The sequence below is a fragment of the Citrobacter sp. CK195 genome, from assembly GCF_030333365.1.
GTDB lineage: Bacteria > Pseudomonadota > Gammaproteobacteria > Enterobacterales > Enterobacteriaceae > Citrobacter_B > Citrobacter_B koseri.
This window is the reverse complement of the sequence record NZ_JAOWGB010000024.1, coordinates 269769-286784: the sequence shown is the minus strand read 5'-3', so window position 1 is coordinate 286784 and position 17016 is coordinate 269769. Positions and strand designations below refer to the sequence as shown.

The 17016-nt window shown below is 56.1% G+C and carries 18 protein-coding genes; 3 read left to right on the top strand and 15 right to left on the bottom strand.

What is annotated here, in order from left to right:
* Positions 1-95: 95 nt before the first annotated feature.
* The gene (gene nrdG, locus OGX93_RS12545; RefSeq protein ID WP_047459387.1) at positions 96-560 is read left to right on the top strand and encodes an anaerobic ribonucleoside-triphosphate reductase-activating protein; all 465 of its coding nucleotides are present in this window, start codon (positions 96-98) and stop codon (positions 558-560) included.
* 97 nt (positions 561-657) lie between these two features.
* On the opposite strand, the gene OGX93_RS12540 is transcribed toward nrdG, so the two are convergent.
* The 11 genes from OGX93_RS12540 to pmbA form a co-directional block, all read right to left on the bottom strand.
* Positions 658-2568, bottom strand: coding sequence for a BglG family transcription antiterminator (locus tag OGX93_RS12540; RefSeq protein WP_058668474.1), 1911 nt, complete (start codon positions 2566-2568; stop codon positions 658-660).
* A 22-nt stretch (positions 2569-2590) separates the two neighbouring features.
* Entirely contained in the window at positions 2591-3331 is a 741-nt protein-coding gene (gene dagF / locus OGX93_RS12535) for a 2-dehydro-3-deoxy-phosphogluconate aldolase (RefSeq protein ID WP_047459393.1), read from the bottom strand.
* The gene (locus tag OGX93_RS12530) at positions 3328-4446 is read right to left on the bottom strand and encodes a DgaE family pyridoxal phosphate-dependent ammonia lyase (protein WP_024130774.1); all 1119 of its coding nucleotides are present in this window, start codon (positions 4444-4446) and stop codon (positions 3328-3330) included. The genes dagF and OGX93_RS12530 overlap by 4 nt, the downstream gene beginning before the upstream one ends.
* Positions 4430-5563 carry an amidohydrolase/deacetylase family metallohydrolase gene (locus tag OGX93_RS12525; protein ID WP_112001304.1) on the bottom strand — a complete coding sequence of 378 codons (1134 nt, stop codon included), beginning with the start codon at positions 5561-5563 and terminating at the stop codon, positions 4430-4432. The genes OGX93_RS12530 and OGX93_RS12525 overlap by 17 nt, the downstream gene beginning before the upstream one ends.
* Before the next feature lie 58 nt (positions 5564-5621).
* Complete coding sequence (locus tag OGX93_RS12520) at positions 5622-6266, bottom strand: DUF4310 family protein (RefSeq protein ID WP_012134365.1); 645 nt, start codon at positions 6264-6266, stop codon at positions 5622-5624.
* 14 nt (positions 6267-6280) lie between these two features.
* Positions 6281-7057 carry a DUF4311 domain-containing protein gene (locus tag OGX93_RS12515; protein ID WP_012134366.1) on the bottom strand — a complete coding sequence of 259 codons (777 nt, stop codon included), beginning with the start codon at positions 7055-7057 and terminating at the stop codon, positions 6281-6283.
* Positions 7058-7079: 22 nt separating this feature from the next.
* A complete protein-coding gene (locus tag OGX93_RS12510; protein WP_012134367.1) occupies positions 7080-7379 on the bottom strand; it encodes a DUF4312 family protein in 300 nt (99 codons plus the stop codon).
* 2 nt (positions 7380-7381) lie between these two features.
* A complete protein-coding gene (locus OGX93_RS12505) occupies positions 7382-7744 on the bottom strand; it encodes an SFCGS family glycine-rich protein (protein WP_012134368.1) in 363 nt (120 codons plus the stop codon).
* A gap of 10 nt (positions 7745-7754) precedes the next feature.
* Complete coding sequence (locus OGX93_RS12500; protein WP_012134369.1) at positions 7755-8075, bottom strand: glycine dehydrogenase; 321 nt, start codon at positions 8073-8075, stop codon at positions 7755-7757.
* Positions 8076-8406: 331 nt separating this feature from the next.
* A complete protein-coding gene (gene cybC, locus OGX93_RS12495; protein ID WP_286449912.1) occupies positions 8407-8793 on the bottom strand; it encodes a cytochrome b562 in 387 nt (128 codons plus the stop codon).
* A gap of 44 nt (positions 8794-8837) precedes the next feature.
* Entirely contained in the window at positions 8838-10190 is a 1353-nt protein-coding gene (gene pmbA, locus OGX93_RS12490; protein WP_047459405.1) for a metalloprotease PmbA, read from the bottom strand.
* Positions 10191-10285: 95 nt separating this feature from the next.
* Here pmbA and yjgA point away from each other — a divergent pair, with 95 nt between their 5' ends.
* Positions 10286-10837, top strand: a complete 552-nt coding sequence (gene yjgA / locus OGX93_RS12485) for a ribosome biogenesis factor YjgA (RefSeq protein ID WP_012134373.1) — start codon at positions 10286-10288, stop codon at positions 10835-10837.
* A gap of 322 nt (positions 10838-11159) precedes the next feature.
* Here yjgA and mpl read toward each other — a convergent pair whose 3' ends face one another.
* A complete protein-coding gene (gene mpl / locus OGX93_RS12480) occupies positions 11160-12533 on the bottom strand; it encodes a UDP-N-acetylmuramate:L-alanyl-gamma-D-glutamyl-meso-diaminopimelate ligase (RefSeq protein ID WP_024130777.1) in 1374 nt (457 codons plus the stop codon).
* 175 nt (positions 12534-12708) lie between these two features.
* Here mpl and fbp point away from each other — a divergent pair, with 175 nt between their 5' ends.
* Positions 12709-13707, top strand: coding sequence for a class 1 fructose-bisphosphatase (fbp, locus tag OGX93_RS12475; protein ID WP_024130778.1), 999 nt, complete (start codon positions 12709-12711; stop codon positions 13705-13707).
* A 102-nt stretch (positions 13708-13809) separates the two neighbouring features.
* Here the strand turns inward: fbp and OGX93_RS12470 are convergent, their stop codons facing one another.
* The 3 genes from OGX93_RS12470 to ytfT form a co-directional block, all read right to left on the bottom strand.
* Positions 13810-14922: a methyl-accepting chemotaxis protein gene (locus OGX93_RS12470; RefSeq protein ID WP_080750335.1), complete on the bottom strand. Its 1113-nt coding sequence runs from the start codon at positions 14920-14922 to the stop codon at positions 13810-13812.
* 81 nt (positions 14923-15003) lie between these two features.
* A complete protein-coding gene (gene yjfF / locus OGX93_RS12465) occupies positions 15004-16005 on the bottom strand; it encodes a galactofuranose ABC transporter, permease protein YjfF (RefSeq protein ID WP_024130779.1) in 1002 nt (333 codons plus the stop codon).
* Positions 15992-17014 carry a galactofuranose ABC transporter, ATP-binding protein YtfT gene (ytfT, locus tag OGX93_RS12460; RefSeq protein ID WP_024130780.1) on the bottom strand — a complete coding sequence of 341 codons (1023 nt, stop codon included), beginning with the start codon at positions 17012-17014 and terminating at the stop codon, positions 15992-15994. The genes yjfF and ytfT overlap by 14 nt, the downstream gene beginning before the upstream one ends.
* Positions 17015-17016 lie beyond the last annotated feature (2 nt).

Below are 17016 nucleotides of genomic sequence, written 5' to 3'. Positions count from 1 at the left end.
GTTAATGCCCGGTGGCGCTACGCTTACCGGGCCTACGGACTGCACTCTTACTGTAGGCCGGGTAAGCGTAGCGCCACCCGGCGTGGTTACAGACTATGAACTTTCACCAGTACTACCCCGTCGACATCGTCAACGGCCCCGGCACGCGCTGTACTCTGTTTGTTTCCGGGTGCGTGCATGAATGCCCTGGGTGTTACAACAAAAGCACCTGGCGGCTCAATTCGGGTAAACCGTTTACGAAAGAGATGGAAGACCAGATCATTAACGATCTGAACGACGCGCGGATTAAACGCCAGGGGATCTCACTGTCTGGCGGCGATCCGCTGCATCCCCAAAACGTACCGGACATTCTGAAACTGGTGCGACGCATTCGCGAAGAGTGCCCCGGCAAAGACATCTGGGTATGGACGGGTTATAAGCTGGATGAACTCAACGCCGCGCAAATGCAGGTTGTGGATCTGATTAACGTGCTGGTCGACGGTAAATTCGTACAGGATCTTAAAGACCCGATGCTGATCTGGCGCGGCAGCAGTAACCAGGTCGTCCATCATTTACGTTGATCGCACTCTTTAACGCCGTTTCTCTGCTTCAGGATAAACAAATGTAATGCGTTATAGCATTACATTTGCATTAACATTCATTTCTGGAAAACGCCTCTCAAAAACGGCTCACGCACTCCATCGCTACCGCTTTGAACTCGGCAAAATTCTGGCTGGCGCAGAGTCGCGTCATGGCGCGCTCACGCAGGAAAGTGACAAAAATATCGTAGATCGCCATTGCTTCTTCATACTCGCTTTTACTGATGGCGAGTAAAAAGATGACGTGCGCCGTCTCATCTCCCCAGACGATGCCCTGCGGCGCGAGCACGGTATAGACCACCGTTTTCTTCGCCAGCAATCCCAGGGCGTGCGGCAGGGCGATGCTGTCGCCTAACATCGTGCTGACAATGGCCTCACGCTCAACCACCGAGTCGAGAAACTCCGCATCCACAAACCCCTCGCTTTGCAGCTGATCGCACAATGTCTTAAACAGCGTCTGCTGATCCATTGCACCGTCGATAATGCGAAAGTGAGCGGCGTCGAAGTATTTGTTCAGCATCCACGGGCGGGTTCTGTCCACCAGCACCAGCTTGCCGATCTGCTCCAGCTGGTAGTCGGTAGGGAATGGCGCAATCATGACCACCGGCTTATCTTTTTCGCTGACGCGCGCGGTAGAGATGACAAAATCTTCGGCAATGCTGTCCCGCTGCTCATAGTCACGCAGAGTCAGGGTTCTCACGATCTCAATCTGCGGATATTTCCGCGCCAGCACCGCTTCGATCATGCGTACCATCGCATTTCCCGCGTCACATACCAGCAGGATTTTAGGCTGCCGTTGGTAACCGATGTTGTAACTACGCTCCAGCCCAACGCCGATATGCAATACCAGAAAACCAATCTCGTTTTCGCTGATGGTATATGGCGTGTATTTTCCCCAACCCGACACGGCCGCCAGCGTCATATCCCACGCCATAGGGTAGTGCTGCTTAATGTTTTCCAGTAGCGGATTGGGGATCATTATCTGATAGCGCACCCGCGTGATCATCGTTTTGATGTGGGTGAGCAGGTCGGCGTGTAACTGTTTGTCATTCAACAGGTTATAGTTGTACTGCGTGTTGATAAAACGGAGGATATAGTTAACCAGCGCTTCATCGTCATCGGCATTGATGGCGCTGGGAGCAATCTCCTGCACCTGCCGTGCGGCAATGTGTACCTTCAGCCAGTTCTCTTCAGACGCCGACAGCGGTTTATCCGCCAGGTGTTGCAGCACCGCCGCAATATCCCGCGCCGCGAAGCAGACGTTGTCCTCCACCTCTTCCGTGGTAAATTCTGACAGCGGATACCCTTCGCTGATGCGCCGTACCGCGACGGCGCAATACAGGCGTAAAAACAGCTCGCCTTCATCTGTCAGACGGATACGAAAACGGGTAAATATTTCCTGCAAAATCGGCTGCAATTGCTCCGGTACGCCCGCGTTAAGCGCTTCTTCCACAATCAACGGGTTCGCCGGGTCCTGCTGCGCCAGCGTCCACAGGAGATCGGTCAGACACGCGCGGATCGCCATTTCGCTGCCGAACAATTTCATGCCGTGGCGCGGGCGGGTTTCCAGCGTCAGATGATAGCGGCGCAGCCACTCGCGAACTTCCGCCATATCATTTTGCAGCGTCGCACGGCTGACGAACCACTCATCCGCCAGATCTTCCAGTTTGAGCGAGAAAGCGGACGTCAGGAAACGAACCACCAGATAGTGCACCCGTTCCTGGCTGGTTCGCGGGATGCGCAGCGTACTCGGCTGCTGCTCCCGCAGGGTTTGATAGCGGGTCGGATCGTCAATTCGGAGCTGATAACCGTTGCCCCGGCTCAGAACAAACTGCGCGCCATACTGCGTCAGCAACGCATTCAACGCAGTAATGTCCGCCCGCACGGTGCGCGTGGAAACCGACAACCGCTGCGCCAGCTCATCCTGCGGCAGCGTCTCGTTTTGCAACATATCAAACAGCTGTGCCAAACGTTGGTTGGGGAATCGCACGTCACTTACCTCACTCTTGCTATTAACCTACGCACGTCCGGGTAATGGCCAACAGCTGGCGTACATCGTCTGGACGGGTGTTGCCACTCACCTTATCAATAATCGAACTATAAATGTGAGGAATGATTTTGCTGACGCCGGCATCAAGCGCAATCTGCAAAATCTCGCCAAAGTTTTCCAGATCGATACCGCCAGTCGGCTCCAGCCAGAAGTCGTGACGGGCGCAGGCTTCCGCTACCGCTTTGTACTCATCACGGCATTTCAGGCCGCCCATCGGGAAGTATTTAATCGAGCTGCCGCCCATGTCTTTCAGCAGGGCAATCGCCGTCTCAACGGGAACAATGCCGTCCGGCGTTTTGCTGCTCAGCGGGCCGGTAGAAATTTTCACTCTGCCCGGCGTCCCCGTCGGGGAGACCAGACCGTTAACGACCGTTTCACTCTGCCCCAGCAGCGCGCGGCTGGTCGCCACGCCGGTAAAGACCTGATTAACGTGCTGCGGCTGCACCTGACGAGAGATTTCGCTCACCATCGCCGACTGGTTCGGATCGCCAGCCCCCAGGCCAACGGAGAGGGCATTGTCGATAAGCGCCGCGTATTCGCGCATATCCGCCACCGCGCTGTCGACATCCGGGTAATTTTTGGAGAGCACGCCGACCAGCACATGGCCTTCCGCCGCCGCATAAATCTCACGGGCGTTCTCTTTGGAACCCGCCAGAACGTTCAGACAAACGCGGTCACGGTAAAAGTTAGGGGTCAGTTTCATGCTTTTTTCTCCTGATTAATCACGTCGCGAATACGGCGTGCCACAATCTCCAGTTGCGCCTGATTTACGCTGCGGACATCCGCCTCAATAATGCCTTCGTTAGCTTTGTAGCCACGGAAATAGATGGCGTACTCACCCTGTTTGAGGGCTTCCACCAGATCGCCGGTGGCAATGCCGGTCACGGCCTCATCGAACTTAATTTCCGTTCTCGCGATATCGCGTCCGGCGCTGTCCCACACCACGCGGGCGCTCACGCCATTAAGCGCATTCAGCGCATCAATAAACGGCGTCATTTTTTCGACCATCTCCGCACCGCTCTCTTTCTGCGCGTTCAGGTAGAGTTCGATGGCGCAGGTCAGCCCGAGGATGCCCTCTTTACCGACTTTCATGGCGCGGCCAATGCCCGCCGTCTGGCGTTTCACCCACTCGACGTACTGAGTTTTACCGAGCACCAGACCGCTGGTCGGCCCTTCAATCGCTTTCGCGCCGCTGTAGATCACCAGATCCGCGCCGACGCGGTAGTAACACTGCAAATCCTCTTCTGCCGCCGCATCCACAATCAACGGTAAATTGTGCGTGCGCGCGACTACCGCCGCCTGCTCTACGCTGAGCATGCTTTTCTGCACGCAGTGGTGAGATTTGATATAGAGGATCGCCGCCGTGCGCGGAGTGATCGCCGCCGCAAGCTGCGCTGCGGAACATTCGTTGGCATAACCGGCTTCGACCAGCTTACCGCCGCCCAGCGCCACCATCGTGCCAACCGGCGCGCCAAAGTTAACGTTGTGCCCTTTCGGCAATACAATTTCGTTATTCTCGATCGGAGTAACATGCAGGTTTTCCAGCAGCCAGTCGCTGTCCTGAACCAGTACCGCCGCTACCGACTGGGCAATCCCCGCCGAGGCGCAGGAGACAACCGTCGCCCCTTCCACATCCAGCAGTTTTGCAATGTACTCCCCGGTTTTATTGACCAGATCTTTCATCTCAAAGTACTGGTTCATGCCATCCATTGCCGCCTGCACCACTTCCGGGCGCGGGGTGGAAACACCGAGCGCGGTCATACGCCCTGATGTATTAATCACTTGTTTCAGATTGTATTTTTCATAAATCGAAGTCACGTTCAGCACTCCCTTGTTCGGTTACATAGCCCTTACCCGCACGGATGGCGGCAAGCGGCACCAGCAATTTTTCAGCCTGTAAGCTGTCGTTTTCAGCGTCCACCAGCACGGTTGGCTGACGCCTGAGCGTAAAGAGGGTCAAGTCGGCGTCCAGACCTGGCTCAAGGCGGCCTTTGCTTTTCAGGTTCAGGCCATCAGCAGCATTTGCCGTCACACAGTCGATGACCTGCGGCAGCGTCATGCCGATGGCGAGGAATTTCGACATCACGTTGGCAAGCGAATAAACCGGGCCATTGATGCGGTTACGACAGTAGATATCCGAGCTGATGGTGTGCGGCAAAATGCCTAAGCTAATCGCGCGCTGCGCGACCGCAAAGCTCAGGCTGGCAGTGCCGTGACCAACGTCCAGGCGCACGCCGCGCTGTAGCGCCCGGGTGATTGACGCGCGCAGCTCACCGTCCGGCGTCAGAATGCGATTAGGTTTGCCGTTATAGCAGTGAGTGATGATATCGCCCGCCGTCAGACGCTCAGCGATCTCATCCAGATCCGGCGGGTTGTTGCCGATGTGTACCATCAACGGCAGATCGCCGTTCTCTTTCTGCATCGCTTTGGCGCATTCCAGCGGCGTAATGCCGTTTTCACCCACCACGCTGCTGCTCATTCGCGCCTTCAGGCCCACAATGAAATTCGGATGGCGTTTCACCGCCTGTTTCACGGCGTCCGCATCGACATTGGCCATATTCGCCAGTTCGTTTTGTGCGATCAGTCCTACGCGGGAGATATTCAGCAACGCATAAACTTCAGTGGCCGCTTCACGGGTCAGCGTGTAGAAATCATCAATGTCGTCTGCGCCGGTACTGCCCGCATCAACAACGGTGGTAACGCCTGTCGCAATACCGACGCTGTCCGGCTCATCGTGATAAATCGGGGATTTCGGATAGCAGTGGACGTGGGAATCAATCCACCCTGCGCTAACGTAATACTCGCCGCGCAGATCGACGGTTTTCGCCGCCGGTTGCTGGATATTGCCCAGCGCGGCAATTTTGCCGTCCTTCAGGGCGATATCACTCACCGTATCGTCAACCAGACGCGCACGGCGCAGGAGTAAATCATACATCGCTCTCTCCTTTGCCGGATGGCGGCGTAACCGCCTTATCCGGCCTACAAATCAACAGTTAGCTAATGGCAATCGGGAAGATCGAACCTAAAATCATGGCGCCGAGGATCGCGCCGCCGGTGATCGGCTTCTGCCAGAGATAGAACAGCAACGCCCCCAGCAAAGAACCCACGCCGATTGGAATCGAGGCGGTCATCGCGCTGAGGATGATCAGCGGCCCCAGGAAGCGGCCTGACGCATTACCCGCCCCCATCATCACGTCCGCCCCGTAGGTGGAGTCGCTCTGATTGATGGTGAACTTACGCGCCAGAATGATGACGTAGCCAATTGCCAGACCAATCACCAGACCGGTGATTAACGAGGCGACAAAGTTAGCGACCGGGAAAACGATCCCTGCGCCCAGCAGCAGCGCCGGAACCCCAAGACCGACGCCGGTCTGGATCGCCCCGCCGATGTCCAGAATCCCCACCAGCGACCCTTCGATAATGCGGGCAAACAGGAAGCTTGCGCCAAACGCGGCCACCGCACCGTAAACGCCGGTGTCCATCCCCGCTTTCAGCATTGCCACAAAGGCCACTTCGTTAAACGCGCCGATACCGTACAGGTAGTACATATGCGTCCCGGCAAAAACGCCGGATGAGAGCAAGCCTACAAAGATCGGGAACGACCAGTCGGCATACCAAAAACCTTTATTCTGTTCCATTATGATGGCCTCCGTTATTTGCCGCTGAGCGAGCCGTGGATCAGTTCGAGCCAGTTCGGCACGGTCATATTGAAGGATTCGATCATCTTCATGTCGAAGCCGCGGAAGAAGCCGCTCAGGACAAACAGCGCCACAATGGCGACCATCATCACTTTGGTGACGTGGTTCCAGCCGCTCTCTTCAACGCCTTTGCCGATCAGAATACCCAGCACCAGACCCGGAACGGCGTTACCCATGATCAGCTGCGCCGCGCCGCCAAACACGGTGGCCCAGAAGCCTGATTTTTTCCCGGCGTCGATCGCCGCCAACCAGAAAATAACCGGCATCACGGTATTCACCAGCAGGTTAGCCGCAGGCACCAATACCTTAACGGCGGTGACCTGCAACGCTTCCGGTACGGAAGAGGCGGTAAGGTTGAGGAAGGTCACGACGATCATGCCGATGATGCCGCAGGCAATCGCCATTTTCTTTGGATCGTGCAGCGTCTCGCCGACATTGCGGTTTTTGATCATCAGCGCTGCCGCGCCCCAGTTCGGGATGATGCGGTGATCGACATCCTGCGTGAATGAACCCGCCGCAACGGATGAGGCCCAGGCGTTGAAGAAGAAGCCCAGACCGAAGGAGAAGTGAGAAGCCGGGTCCCCTTCACAGGAGTTCAGTTCCCCCAATGTACGAAACGCGCCCATACCCTGTGTAGTCGGCGCATGAAACATGCGTGCAGCCCCGGCGCCCACACCGACGCCGACCAGGCCACCAATGATGAGCGATTTTATTAATATTATCAGGAACATATTTATGCCTTTTAATAAAGAATCAGCGTTGCGCGACGAAGTCCACCTTGTCGAGATTGATGGCAGTCACGTTGACGGTCACTTCCAGCTCCACGCTGTAGGTGCGTCTTTCCCGGCGCAAAAAGACAAATAAAAACGCTTCTTTGCGCACCGTTTCACGCGCTTGAACAACCTGCACATCCTGTGGCTCAATACGCAATAAAATATGCGGCGATGCTTTCATCACCGCGCCCTGAACGTGGTTCAGGGCATCGGCAAAGGCGCGCGCTTTGGCTTCGCCTTTACCGGTGACTCTCACCGTAGTGGTGAATTGTTCTTTCATACTTAAGCGCCGTATTTCTTCTGCCACGCCTGAACCAGACGCTCGCCAAGTTCTTCTTTATCCATAAAGCCGAACCCCAGCACGTTGCAGCCTTCGTTGATAGCCGTGACGCCTTCATCCACAGAGCGCATCCCGTATTTGGCTTTGTAGCCATACTTGTTTTGCGCCGTGATGGCGCCCGCACCGCCGCTACCGCAAAAAGAGATGCCAAAGGTAGCGTTTTCCGCTTTCATCACGTCGCCCAGCTTCATATCCGCCGCCACGCCCGGCACCACCACCGCACGACCACCGGCTTTTTCCACACCTGCCGCCACTTTCTGGCCCTTACCCAGACGATCGCCAATTACGACTGTAATCTGTTCCATTTTTTGCTCCTTAAAGGTTGTCTTTCGCGACTTCGAAATGTACTGACAGCAGCCAGGCTTCTTCCTCTGGAAGGTTGCCAAACGCCGCCACGATGTCGCGGGCAAGTGCCATTGATTCGGCTGAAATTTCATCAAATAAACTGGCATCCACTTCCGGCAAAGGCTCGCCGGTCACTGACCGGTGCGCCATGGCGCGAACATGAGACGTCAGCATTTGTTCCTGTACGGCGTTGGGAATGATGTGATGTTCGCTGAGTAAGGCATACACCTGCGCCAGCATGCGATCGGCCAGTTCACCGATCTCCGTCACCTGCTCCCCCATGTCGTTCATTACTGCTCCGTTATTCACTCGTCTTACCCCGTTAATGGCTCTGGGTTAAAACTAACGGCAGGGGTTAAAAGTTTGTAGCGAGTTGTTTTCCACTTCGAAGTGGAAAGGCGAGTGGCGACAGTGATCTGTTCCACAGAAAAGGGGGATTTGGCGATTTATCGCTGAAAAACTGTGACATACGTCGCAAGGAAAGGCGGAAAAACCGATGAGAAAAAGCACATTCGCGCGATCGCCGAATGTGAAAAAGTGTGACGGGAATAGGGATTACTTATGGCCCAGGGGAAATGCCGGATAACGACGCGATGCGTCTTATCCGGCCTACATCACGTTATTAACGATACTTCTTATGGTACGCGTTGCGGGTGGTTTTAAACGTTTCCACCGCCGCTTGCGCCTCTTTGATTTTTCCTTCATTCGCCAGTTTTAATGCGCCGTCAATCTGACCGACCAGCGTATCTAAACCGTGGCGAAAATCCTTCATCTCCGGGCTATCCGGGGCTTTATCTTCCAGCTTAGGCGGCGTGCCTTTTTGCGCATCCAGCGCAGCGGCGCGCATTTTGCTTAACGCGTCTTTCAGTTCGGTCGCGTTATCCGTTTTTTCCACCACCTTCAGATTGTCGTTAAGCGTGTCCATATTGTCTTCAAGATCGGCAGAAAACACCGCCGAACTGAACGCCAGGGATGATATGGCAAGAACAGCTAACAGGTTTTTACGCATTGCTCACTTCCTCATTTTTATTATGAAAAGAAAACAAACGAGTGCTACTGCCCGGCGATTTTCATCTCCGGTAACAGCACGGAACCACACTGTATATTGCTACGCGTTTCAATATCGTTACCCACGGTGACGATATTGCGCCACATCTCTTTTAAATTCCCGGCGATGGTGATCTCGCTGACCGGATACTGGATCTCGCCGTTCTCAACCCAGAAACCGGCCGCGCCACGGGAGTAGTCGCCAGTAATGCCGCTCACTCCCTGACCCATGAGTTCGGTGACGACCAGACCGGTGCCCATCTCTTTGAGCAGTTGTTCAAAGCTCAGCCCCTGCCCGGCAATGCGCCAGTTATGGATGCCGCCCGCGTGCCCGGTGCTTTTCAGCCCCAGTTTGCGCGCGGAATAGTTGGTCAGCAGCCACTGGGTCAGCACGCCGTCTTTCACAATGTCGCGACGCTCTGTGCGCACACCTTCGCTGTCGAATGGCGAAGAGGCCAGCCCTTTCAGCAGATGCGGGTGTTCTTCGATGGTCAGCCATTCCGGCAGAATCTGTTTGCCCAGCGAATCCAGCAGGAAGGTCGATTTACGGTATACCGAGCCGCCCGCAATCGCGCCGACCAGATGGCCAAACAACCCGGTCGCCACTTCATTCGCGAAAATCACCGGCGCTTTCATGGTCGAGAGTTTGCGCGGCGCCAGGCGAGATAACGTACGGCGCGCGCACTCGGCGCCCACCCATTCCGGCGTTTGCAGATCGCCTAACGCGCGGCCAATGGTGTAGGCGTAATCACGCTCCATGTCGCCCTTTTCTTCGGCGATGACACAGCTTGAGAGCGAATGGCGCGTGGAGCAGTACCCCTGCAACATGCCGTGGCTGTTGCCGAACACTTTGATGCCGTAATGGCTGTTAAAGCTGCCGCCTTCGGTGTTGGTAATACGTTTATCCGCCTGCAACGACGCCTGCTCCGCGCGAGCAGCCAGATCAATGGCTTCATCCGGGGTTACTTCCGCCGGGTGGAACAGGTCGAGATCCGGCGCCTCAAAGGCCAGCAGATCTTTATCTGCCACGCCCGCGCACGGGTCCGGCGAGGTATAGCGAGCAATATCCAGCGCCGCCTGTACGGTACGGGCAATCGCCTGCGGGCTTAAATCGGTGGATGACGCGCTGCCTTTACGGTTCTGGTGATAAACGGTGATCCCCAGCGCGCCGTCACTATTAAATTCTACGTTCTCCACTTCACCATAACGGGTGCTGACGCTGATGCCGGTGGTCTTGCTGACAGAGACTTCCGCGCCGTCTGATTTGCCTGAGGCGAGCTCCAGGGCTGTCGAGACCGCTTCTTCCAGAATCTTACGCTGCGCTTCAACTTGTGAGATTACTTTCATCGCAAATGCCATACTGTAGAGAGAGTTTCTCTGAAGTCTAACAGAGAACCGTTTTTCAGTGCGCATCTTAACTGGTAACATTAGCCTCTTTTTTTAAGGAGCCTGACATGACAAAGCAGCCCGAAGACTGGCTCGACGACGTTCCCGGTGATGACATCGAAGACGAAGACGATGAAATTATCTGGGTCAGCAAAAGTGAAATTAAACGCGATGCCGAGGAGTTAAAACGCCTGGGCGCGGAAATTGTGGATCTGGGGAAAAACGCGCTGGATAAGATCCCGCTTGATGCGGATCTGCGCGCCGCCATTGAGCTGGCCCAGCGTATTAAGATGGAAGGCCGCCGCCGTCAGTTGCAGCTGATCGGTAAGATGCTGCGTCAACGCGACGTTGAACCTATTCGTCAGGCGCTGGATAAGCTGAAAAACCGCCACAACCAGCAGGTGGTGCTGTTCCATAAGCTTGAGCAACTGCGCGATCGCCTGATCGTTGAAGGTGATGATGCGGTGGAGGAAGTGCTGAGCCTGTGGCCGAATGCTGACCGTCAGCAGCTTCGCTCGCTGATCCGCAACGCGAAGAAAGAGAAAGAAGGCAATAAGCCGCCGAAGTCGGCGCGGCAGATCTTCCAGTATCTGCGTGAGCTGGCGGAAAACGAAGAGTAATGCGTACGTGAGTTAAGTGTGCCGGATGGCGACGCAAAACGTCTTATCCGGCCTACAGCCTGGTGTATTTGGTATTTGCCGGATGGCGACGCAACGCGTCTTATCCGGCCTACAGCCTGGTGCATTTGGTATTGCCGGATGGCGACGCAATGCGTCTTATCCGGCCTACAGCCTGGTGCATTTGGTATTGCCGGATGGCGACGCAACGCGTCTTATCCGGCCTACAGCCTGGTGCATTGGTATTTGCCGGATGGCAACGCAATGTGTCCTATCCGGCCTACAGATTGTAGGCCCGGTAAGCGCAGCGCCACCGGGCATATGATTACTCCGCAGCCTCTGCCTTTTTCGCCAGGCCATCCAACAGTTTTTGATGAATGCCGCCGAACCCGCCGTTGCTCATCACCAGAATATGATCGCCAGGCTGCGCGGTTTTCACCACCATGTCGGCCAGCGCGTCCACATCCCCGCTCCAGTGCGCAGGCTGAACACAGGCATCCGCGACTTCCGCCACCTGCCACGGAATATGCTGCGGTTGCAGCAAGAACACTTCATCCGCACGCCCTAACGACGGAGCCAGATCGTCTTTGCAAAGACCCATCTTCATGGTGTTGGAGCGCGGTTCCAGCACCGCAAGAATACGCGCCGTACCGCCCACTTTACTGCGCAACGCCGCAAGCGTCGCCAGGATCGCCGTCGGGTGGTGAGCGAAATCGTCATACACCGTCACACCGTTGGCTTCACCGCGCAACTCCAGACGACGACGGGCGTTGATGAACGATCCCAACGCGTTAGCCGCATCCGCAGGCATTACGCCAACATGACGAGCGGCGGCAATCGCCATCAGCCCGTTATTCATATTGTGTTCACCGACCAGCGACCACTTCACTTCGCCGGCTTTTTCACCGTCCAGCCACACTTCCCAAACGGATGCATCCGCGTTCAGTTTCTTCGCCTGCCAGTGCCCCTGCTCGCCCACCAGCTCCTGCTCGCTCCAGCAGCCCATCGCGATCGTCTGCTTCAGGTTGATGTCGTGTTCCGGGAAAATAATGCGCCCTTGCCCCGGCACGATGCGCACCAGGTGGTGGAACTGCTTCTGAATCGCTTTCAGATCGTCAAAGATGTCCGCATGGTCGAACTCAAGGTTGTTGAGGATCAGCGTGCGCGGGCAGTAGTGCACAAACTTGGAACGCTTATCGAAGAACGCGCAGTCGTACTCATCCGCCTCAATGACGAAGAAGTGACTTTCACCCAGACGGGCAGAAACGTCGAAATTGCCCGGAACGCCGCCAATCACGAAGCCCGGCTGATAACCGCAGGCTTCCAGAATCCAGGTCGCCATGCCTGCCGTGGTGGTTTTACCGTGCGTACCGGCTACGGCCAGCACCCAGCGATCGCGCAGAACAAAGTCATGCAGCCACTGCGGGCCGGACATATACGGAATGTTCTTTTCCAGCACCGCTTCAACACACGGATTTCCACGGGTCATGGCGTTGCCGATGATCACCAGGTCTGGCTGTGGGTCGAGCTGGCTGGCGTCGTAACCCTGAATTAAATCAATGCCCTGCTTCTCAAGCAGGGTGCTCATCGGCGGATACACATTGGCGTCCGAACCCGTTACTTCATGACCGAGCGAGCGCGCCAGCATCGCCAGACCGCCCATGAAAGTGCCACAAATTCCCAAAATATGAATGCGCATACGTCACTACCCTTTTTTAATCTGGGGGCCATTTTACGCACATGTCAGGCAAGTGAGAAACGCATTTCAGGATATTCCGTACTTTGCTGGCGCGATTCACCTGAGCGCGGCCGCTGAAATATTTGTTAAGATTGTTACGGTCGCTTTACTCCATATCAATTGCAGGGAAAGTGTTATGAAAACGTTAGGTGAATTTATTGTCGAAAAGCAGCACGAGTTCTCTCATGCTACCGGTGAGCTCACTGCTTTGTTGTCGGCAATAAAGCTGGGCGCCAAGATCATCCACCGTGATATCAACAAGGCCGGTCTGGTCGATATCCTGGGTGCCAGCGGTGCTGAGAACGTGCAGGGCGAGGTTCAGCAGAAACTCGACCTGTTCGCGAACGAAAAACTGAAAGCTGCACTGAAGGCACGCGATATTGTGGCGGGCATCGCTTCTGAAGAAGAAGATGAAATTGTCGTCTTTGAAGGCTGCGAACACGCGAAATACGTGGTGCTGATGGACCCACTGGATGGCTCGTCCAACATCGATGTTAACGTCTCTGTCGGTACTATTTTCTCTATCTACCGCCGCGTAACGCCTGTCGGCACGCCGGTGACGGAAGAAGATTTCCTGCAACCGGGCAACAAGCAGGTGGCTGCGGGTTATGTGGTCTACGGCTCTTCAACCATGCTGGTTTACACCACCGGCTGCGGCGTACACGCCTTCACCTACGATCCGTCGCTGGGCGTTTTCTGCCTGTGCCAGGAGCGTATGCGCTTCCCGGAGAAGGGCAACACCTACTCCATTAACGAAGGCAACTACATCAAATTCCCGAATGGCGTGAAGAAGTACATTAAGTTCTGCCAGGAAGAGGACAAGTCCACGAATCGCCCGTACACCTCGCGCTATATTGGCTCCCTGGTGGCGGATTTCCACCGCAACCTGCTGAAAGGCGGGATCTACCTCTACCCGAGCACCGCCAGCCACCCGGAAGGGAAACTGCGTCTGCTGTACGAATGCAACCCGATGGCCTTCCTGGCTGAGCAGGCGGGCGGCAAAGCGAGCGACGGTAAAGAGCGCATTCTGGATATTACGCCGGAAAGCCTGCACCAGCGCCGTCCGTTCTTCGTCGGCACCGATCATATGGTGGAAGACGTAGAACGCTTCATCCGCGAGTTCCCGGACGCATAATTATCATTAATCGCACGGATGTAGGCCGGATAAAACGCGCAGCGTTGCCATCCGGCAATTTATTGCCTGGTGGCGGCTTCGCCTTATCCGGCCTACGTTCGGTTACGCTGCCTGTAGCTTAAATACGGCCATCGCCTCCAGCAGCGCATGGGACTGCTCTTCCAGCGAACGGGTGGCTGCGGAAGATTGCTGTACCAGCGCCGCGTTCTGCTGTGCGGTTTCATCCATCTGACTGACCGCGATATTCACCTGCTCAATGCCCCGGCTCTGTTCCTGAGAAGCACTGGCAATCTCACGCATCAGTTTGGTCATGCGCATCACTTCTGTCGCAATCTCATCCATCGTTTCACCGGCCTGCATCGCCAGATCGCTGCCCTCTCCGACATGCGTTTGCGAGTCGCTGATGAGCGCGCGGATCTCTTTCGCAGCATCGGCGCTGCGGCTGGCGAGATTACGCACCTCACCGGCAACCACCGCAAAACCGCGCCCCTGTTCACCAGCGCGCGCCGCTTCAACGGAGGCATTCAGCGCCAGAATATTGGTCTGGAAAGCGATGCCGTCAATTACGCCGAGAATATCGGCGATACGGTCAGAGCTGCCGGAAATATCACGCATTTTCTCAATGACATAGCACACCATCTCGCTGCCGCGATCGGCGGTGTCCGAGACTGATTTCGCCAGTTGGTGCGCCTGATCGGCATTTTCAGCGTTCAGTTTCACCGTCGCAGTCAGCTCTTCCATGCTGGCGGCTGTCTGTTCCAGCGAGGTGGCCGTAGACTCCGTGCGTTGCGCCAGATGCAGGTTGCCCGCCGTCAGTTCACGGCTGCCGGTATCAATTTGCGTGCTGGCGTCACGAACGCGTACCACGGATTCACTCAGCGCCGCACGCATCTCTTCAAGGGCGGTATTCAGACGGTTAAATTCAGAGCTGGCAAAACGGCTTACCGTCGGCGATAAATCCCCTGTCGCCAGACGCTCCAGTTGCTCAACAACATTATCAAGAGGTTTCAGGAGCTTATTACGCAACATCAGCCATACCAGCGCCAGCAGGCCGATGGCGGCCAGCGTCGCCCCCGTCATCACCCCATAATAGACCCAGGAAGTGATAATACGGGTGGAGGCGTAGAGCCCCATACCGCCCGTCAGCAACAGGAGCAGGGTAAGTAAAGACAGTAAAACCAGTAAACTTGTACGAATAGAGAGGGATTTTGGCATCGTTATCTTTCCGGTTGTAGGGATATAGAATCTATCGACTACAACCGGAAAAAGTTTATACGTTTCAGGAAATTCAATATGTTACTTCGGTGTTGCGGCTGTGTTGACACGCGTAACCGGAGAGCTCTGGCGATTCTCCCACAGCACCGTCAGACCACGCTGCAAGGCAATAAAAATAAACAACAAAATCCCGATAGCGATCTTCGTCCACCAGGAACTCAGCGTGCCATCGAAGTTAATATAGGTCTGGATCAGCCCCTGGATCGCCACGCCGAACAGCGTACCTAACACCGTCCCCACGCCTCCGCTCAGCAACGTACCGCCAATCACCACCGATGCGATGGCATCCAGCTCAACGCCAACGCCCGCCAGCGCATAACCGGCCTGGGTATAAATGGAGAAAACAATACCCGCCAGCGTCGCAAGTCCGGTAGAGAGCATATAAATACGGATGGTGGTGCTGCGCGTCGAAATCCCCATCAGGTTCGCCGACGCCGCATTTCCGCCAATGGCGTAAACCTGATTACCAAACCGCGTACGGTGCGCGAGGAAAATGCCGATCACCACCACCGCCAGCATCAGCAGCCCCATTGCGCTCAGACGCCCGCCGCCGGGGATTTTCCATGCCAGGCTGGAGAGCGTATCGTAAATCGGGTGGTTAATCGGAATCGACTCCTCAGACACCAGGTAGCTGACGCCACGCAGGAAGAACATCCCCGCCAGCGTAATGATAAACGCCGGAATCTTCAGCGCATCAATCAGCAGCCCCATAAATGCCCCGAACGCACAGCCCATCGCCAGTACCAGCGGGAAGGCCAGCAGCGGCGAGATCCCCCAGTAGCCAATGGCCTTCGCCAGAAAAACGCCGGTAAACGCGATCACCGATCCCACGGACAGATCGATGCCGCCGGAGAGGATCACGAAGGTCATGCCAACCGCGATAATCCCGAGGAAAGCGTTATCGGTCAGGATGTTGCAGATAACCCGGGTTGAGGCGAAACCGGGGAACTGCGTCAGGCAATAGAGATAGCCCAGCACAAAAACCCCGAGGGTGATCATCAACGGTAAGTTACGTTTTATCACGACCACGCACTCCTTTTATCAGACTGATAAAGCGCTGCGACTGCACAATCAGCACGCATAACACCACGATGGCTTTGACGACCTGGTTCATCTCCGGCGGAAAGCCTGACAGCAGGATGCCGGTATTCATCCCCTGGATAATCAATGCGCCCACGACCGACAGCAGCAGGTTAAAGCGCCCGCCCATCAGCGAGCCGCCGCCAATAACCACGGCCAGAATGGCGTCCAGCTCCAGCCAGAGTCCGGCGTTGTTGGCGTCCGCGCCGCGAATATCCGCCGTGATGATGATGCCCGCAATCGCCGCGCACAGGCCGCTCAGAACATAGGTGAGCATGACGATAATGCGGGTGTTCACCCCGGCATTTTTCGCCGCCCGGATGTTGATCCCCACCGCTTCAATGAACATCCCCAGCGCCGTTTTACGGGTCAGCAGCCAGAACACCACCAGGGTAAGCAGCGCGATAATCACGGGCGTCGGAAACAGCAGCAGCGAACCGCTGCCGAACCACGATAAGTTGGGTGAGTTAAAGGTGACGATCTGCCCGGAGGTGATGAGCTGCGCCACGCCACGTCCGGCCACCATCAGAATGAGCGTGGCGACAAACGGCTGAATTTTAAGGATCGCCACCAGAATGCCATTCCACAAGCCCGCCAGTACGCCTGTTCCCAGCGCCGCGAGCAGCACCACCGGTAAGCTGTGCCCGGCCACCGTCATGGCGGCAGTGGTCGCCCCGGCAATCGCCATTACCGCCCCGACGGAGAGATCGATACCGCCAGTGGCGATCACCAGCGTCATCCCAATCGCCAGCAGCGCAACGGGAGCCGCGCGGTTAAGAATGTCAATCGGGCTGCCGAACAGGCGACCATCCTGCAAAATCACCTGCCAGAAATGCGGCGCCACCAGGCTGTCCACCAACAGCACCAGCAGCAATGCCACGATCTGCGGCATACCTGTCGGCCAGCGAAAACGTCGCTTCGGCGGTGTGGTTTGCGGGAGAGACTGAGGCATCA

Bases quoted from the DNA above. Each gene is read 5' to 3' on its own strand.
- OGX93_RS12500 (WP_012134369.1), bottom strand. From the start codon at position 8,075: ATGAACGACATGGGGGAGCAGGTGACGGAGATCGGTGAACTGGCCGAT.
- yjgA (WP_012134373.1), top strand. From the start codon at position 10,286: ATGACAAAGCAGCCCGAAGACTGGCTCGACGACGTTCCCGGTGATGAC.
- OGX93_RS12520 (WP_012134365.1), bottom strand. From the start codon at position 6,266: ATGGAACAGAATAAAGGTTTTTGGTATGCCGACTGGTCGTTCCCGATC.
- cybC (WP_286449912.1), bottom strand. From the start codon at position 8,793: ATGCGTAAAAACCTGTTAGCTGTTCTTGCCATATCATCCCTGGCGTTC.
- OGX93_RS12470 (WP_080750335.1), bottom strand. From the start codon at position 14,922: ATGCCAAAATCCCTCTCTATTCGTACAAGTTTACTGGTTTTACTGTCT.
- OGX93_RS12525 (WP_112001304.1), bottom strand. From the start codon at position 5,563: ATGTATGATTTACTCCTGCGCCGTGCGCGTCTGGTTGACGATACGGTG.
- dagF (WP_047459393.1), bottom strand. From the start codon at position 3,331: ATGAAACTGACCCCTAACTTTTACCGTGACCGCGTTTGTCTGAACGTT.
- mpl (WP_024130777.1), bottom strand. From the start codon at position 12,533: ATGCGCATTCATATTTTGGGAATTTGTGGCACTTTCATGGGCGGTCTG.
- fbp (WP_024130778.1), top strand. From the start codon at position 12,709: ATGAAAACGTTAGGTGAATTTATTGTCGAAAAGCAGCACGAGTTCTCT.
- OGX93_RS12515 (WP_012134366.1), bottom strand. From the start codon at position 7,057: ATGTTCCTGATAATATTAATAAAATCGCTCATCATTGGTGGCCTGGTC.
- OGX93_RS12510 (WP_012134367.1), bottom strand. From the start codon at position 7,379: ATGAAAGAACAATTCACCACTACGGTGAGAGTCACCGGTAAAGGCGAA.
- OGX93_RS12505 (WP_012134368.1), bottom strand. From the start codon at position 7,744: ATGGAACAGATTACAGTCGTAATTGGCGATCGTCTGGGTAAGGGCCAG.
- ytfT (WP_024130780.1), bottom strand. From the start codon at position 17,014: ATGCCTCAGTCTCTCCCGCAAACCACACCGCCGAAGCGACGTTTTCGC.
- nrdG (WP_047459387.1), top strand. From the start codon at position 96: ATGAACTTTCACCAGTACTACCCCGTCGACATCGTCAACGGCCCCGGC.
- pmbA (WP_047459405.1), bottom strand. From the start codon at position 10,190: ATGGCATTTGCGATGAAAGTAATCTCACAAGTTGAAGCGCAGCGTAAG.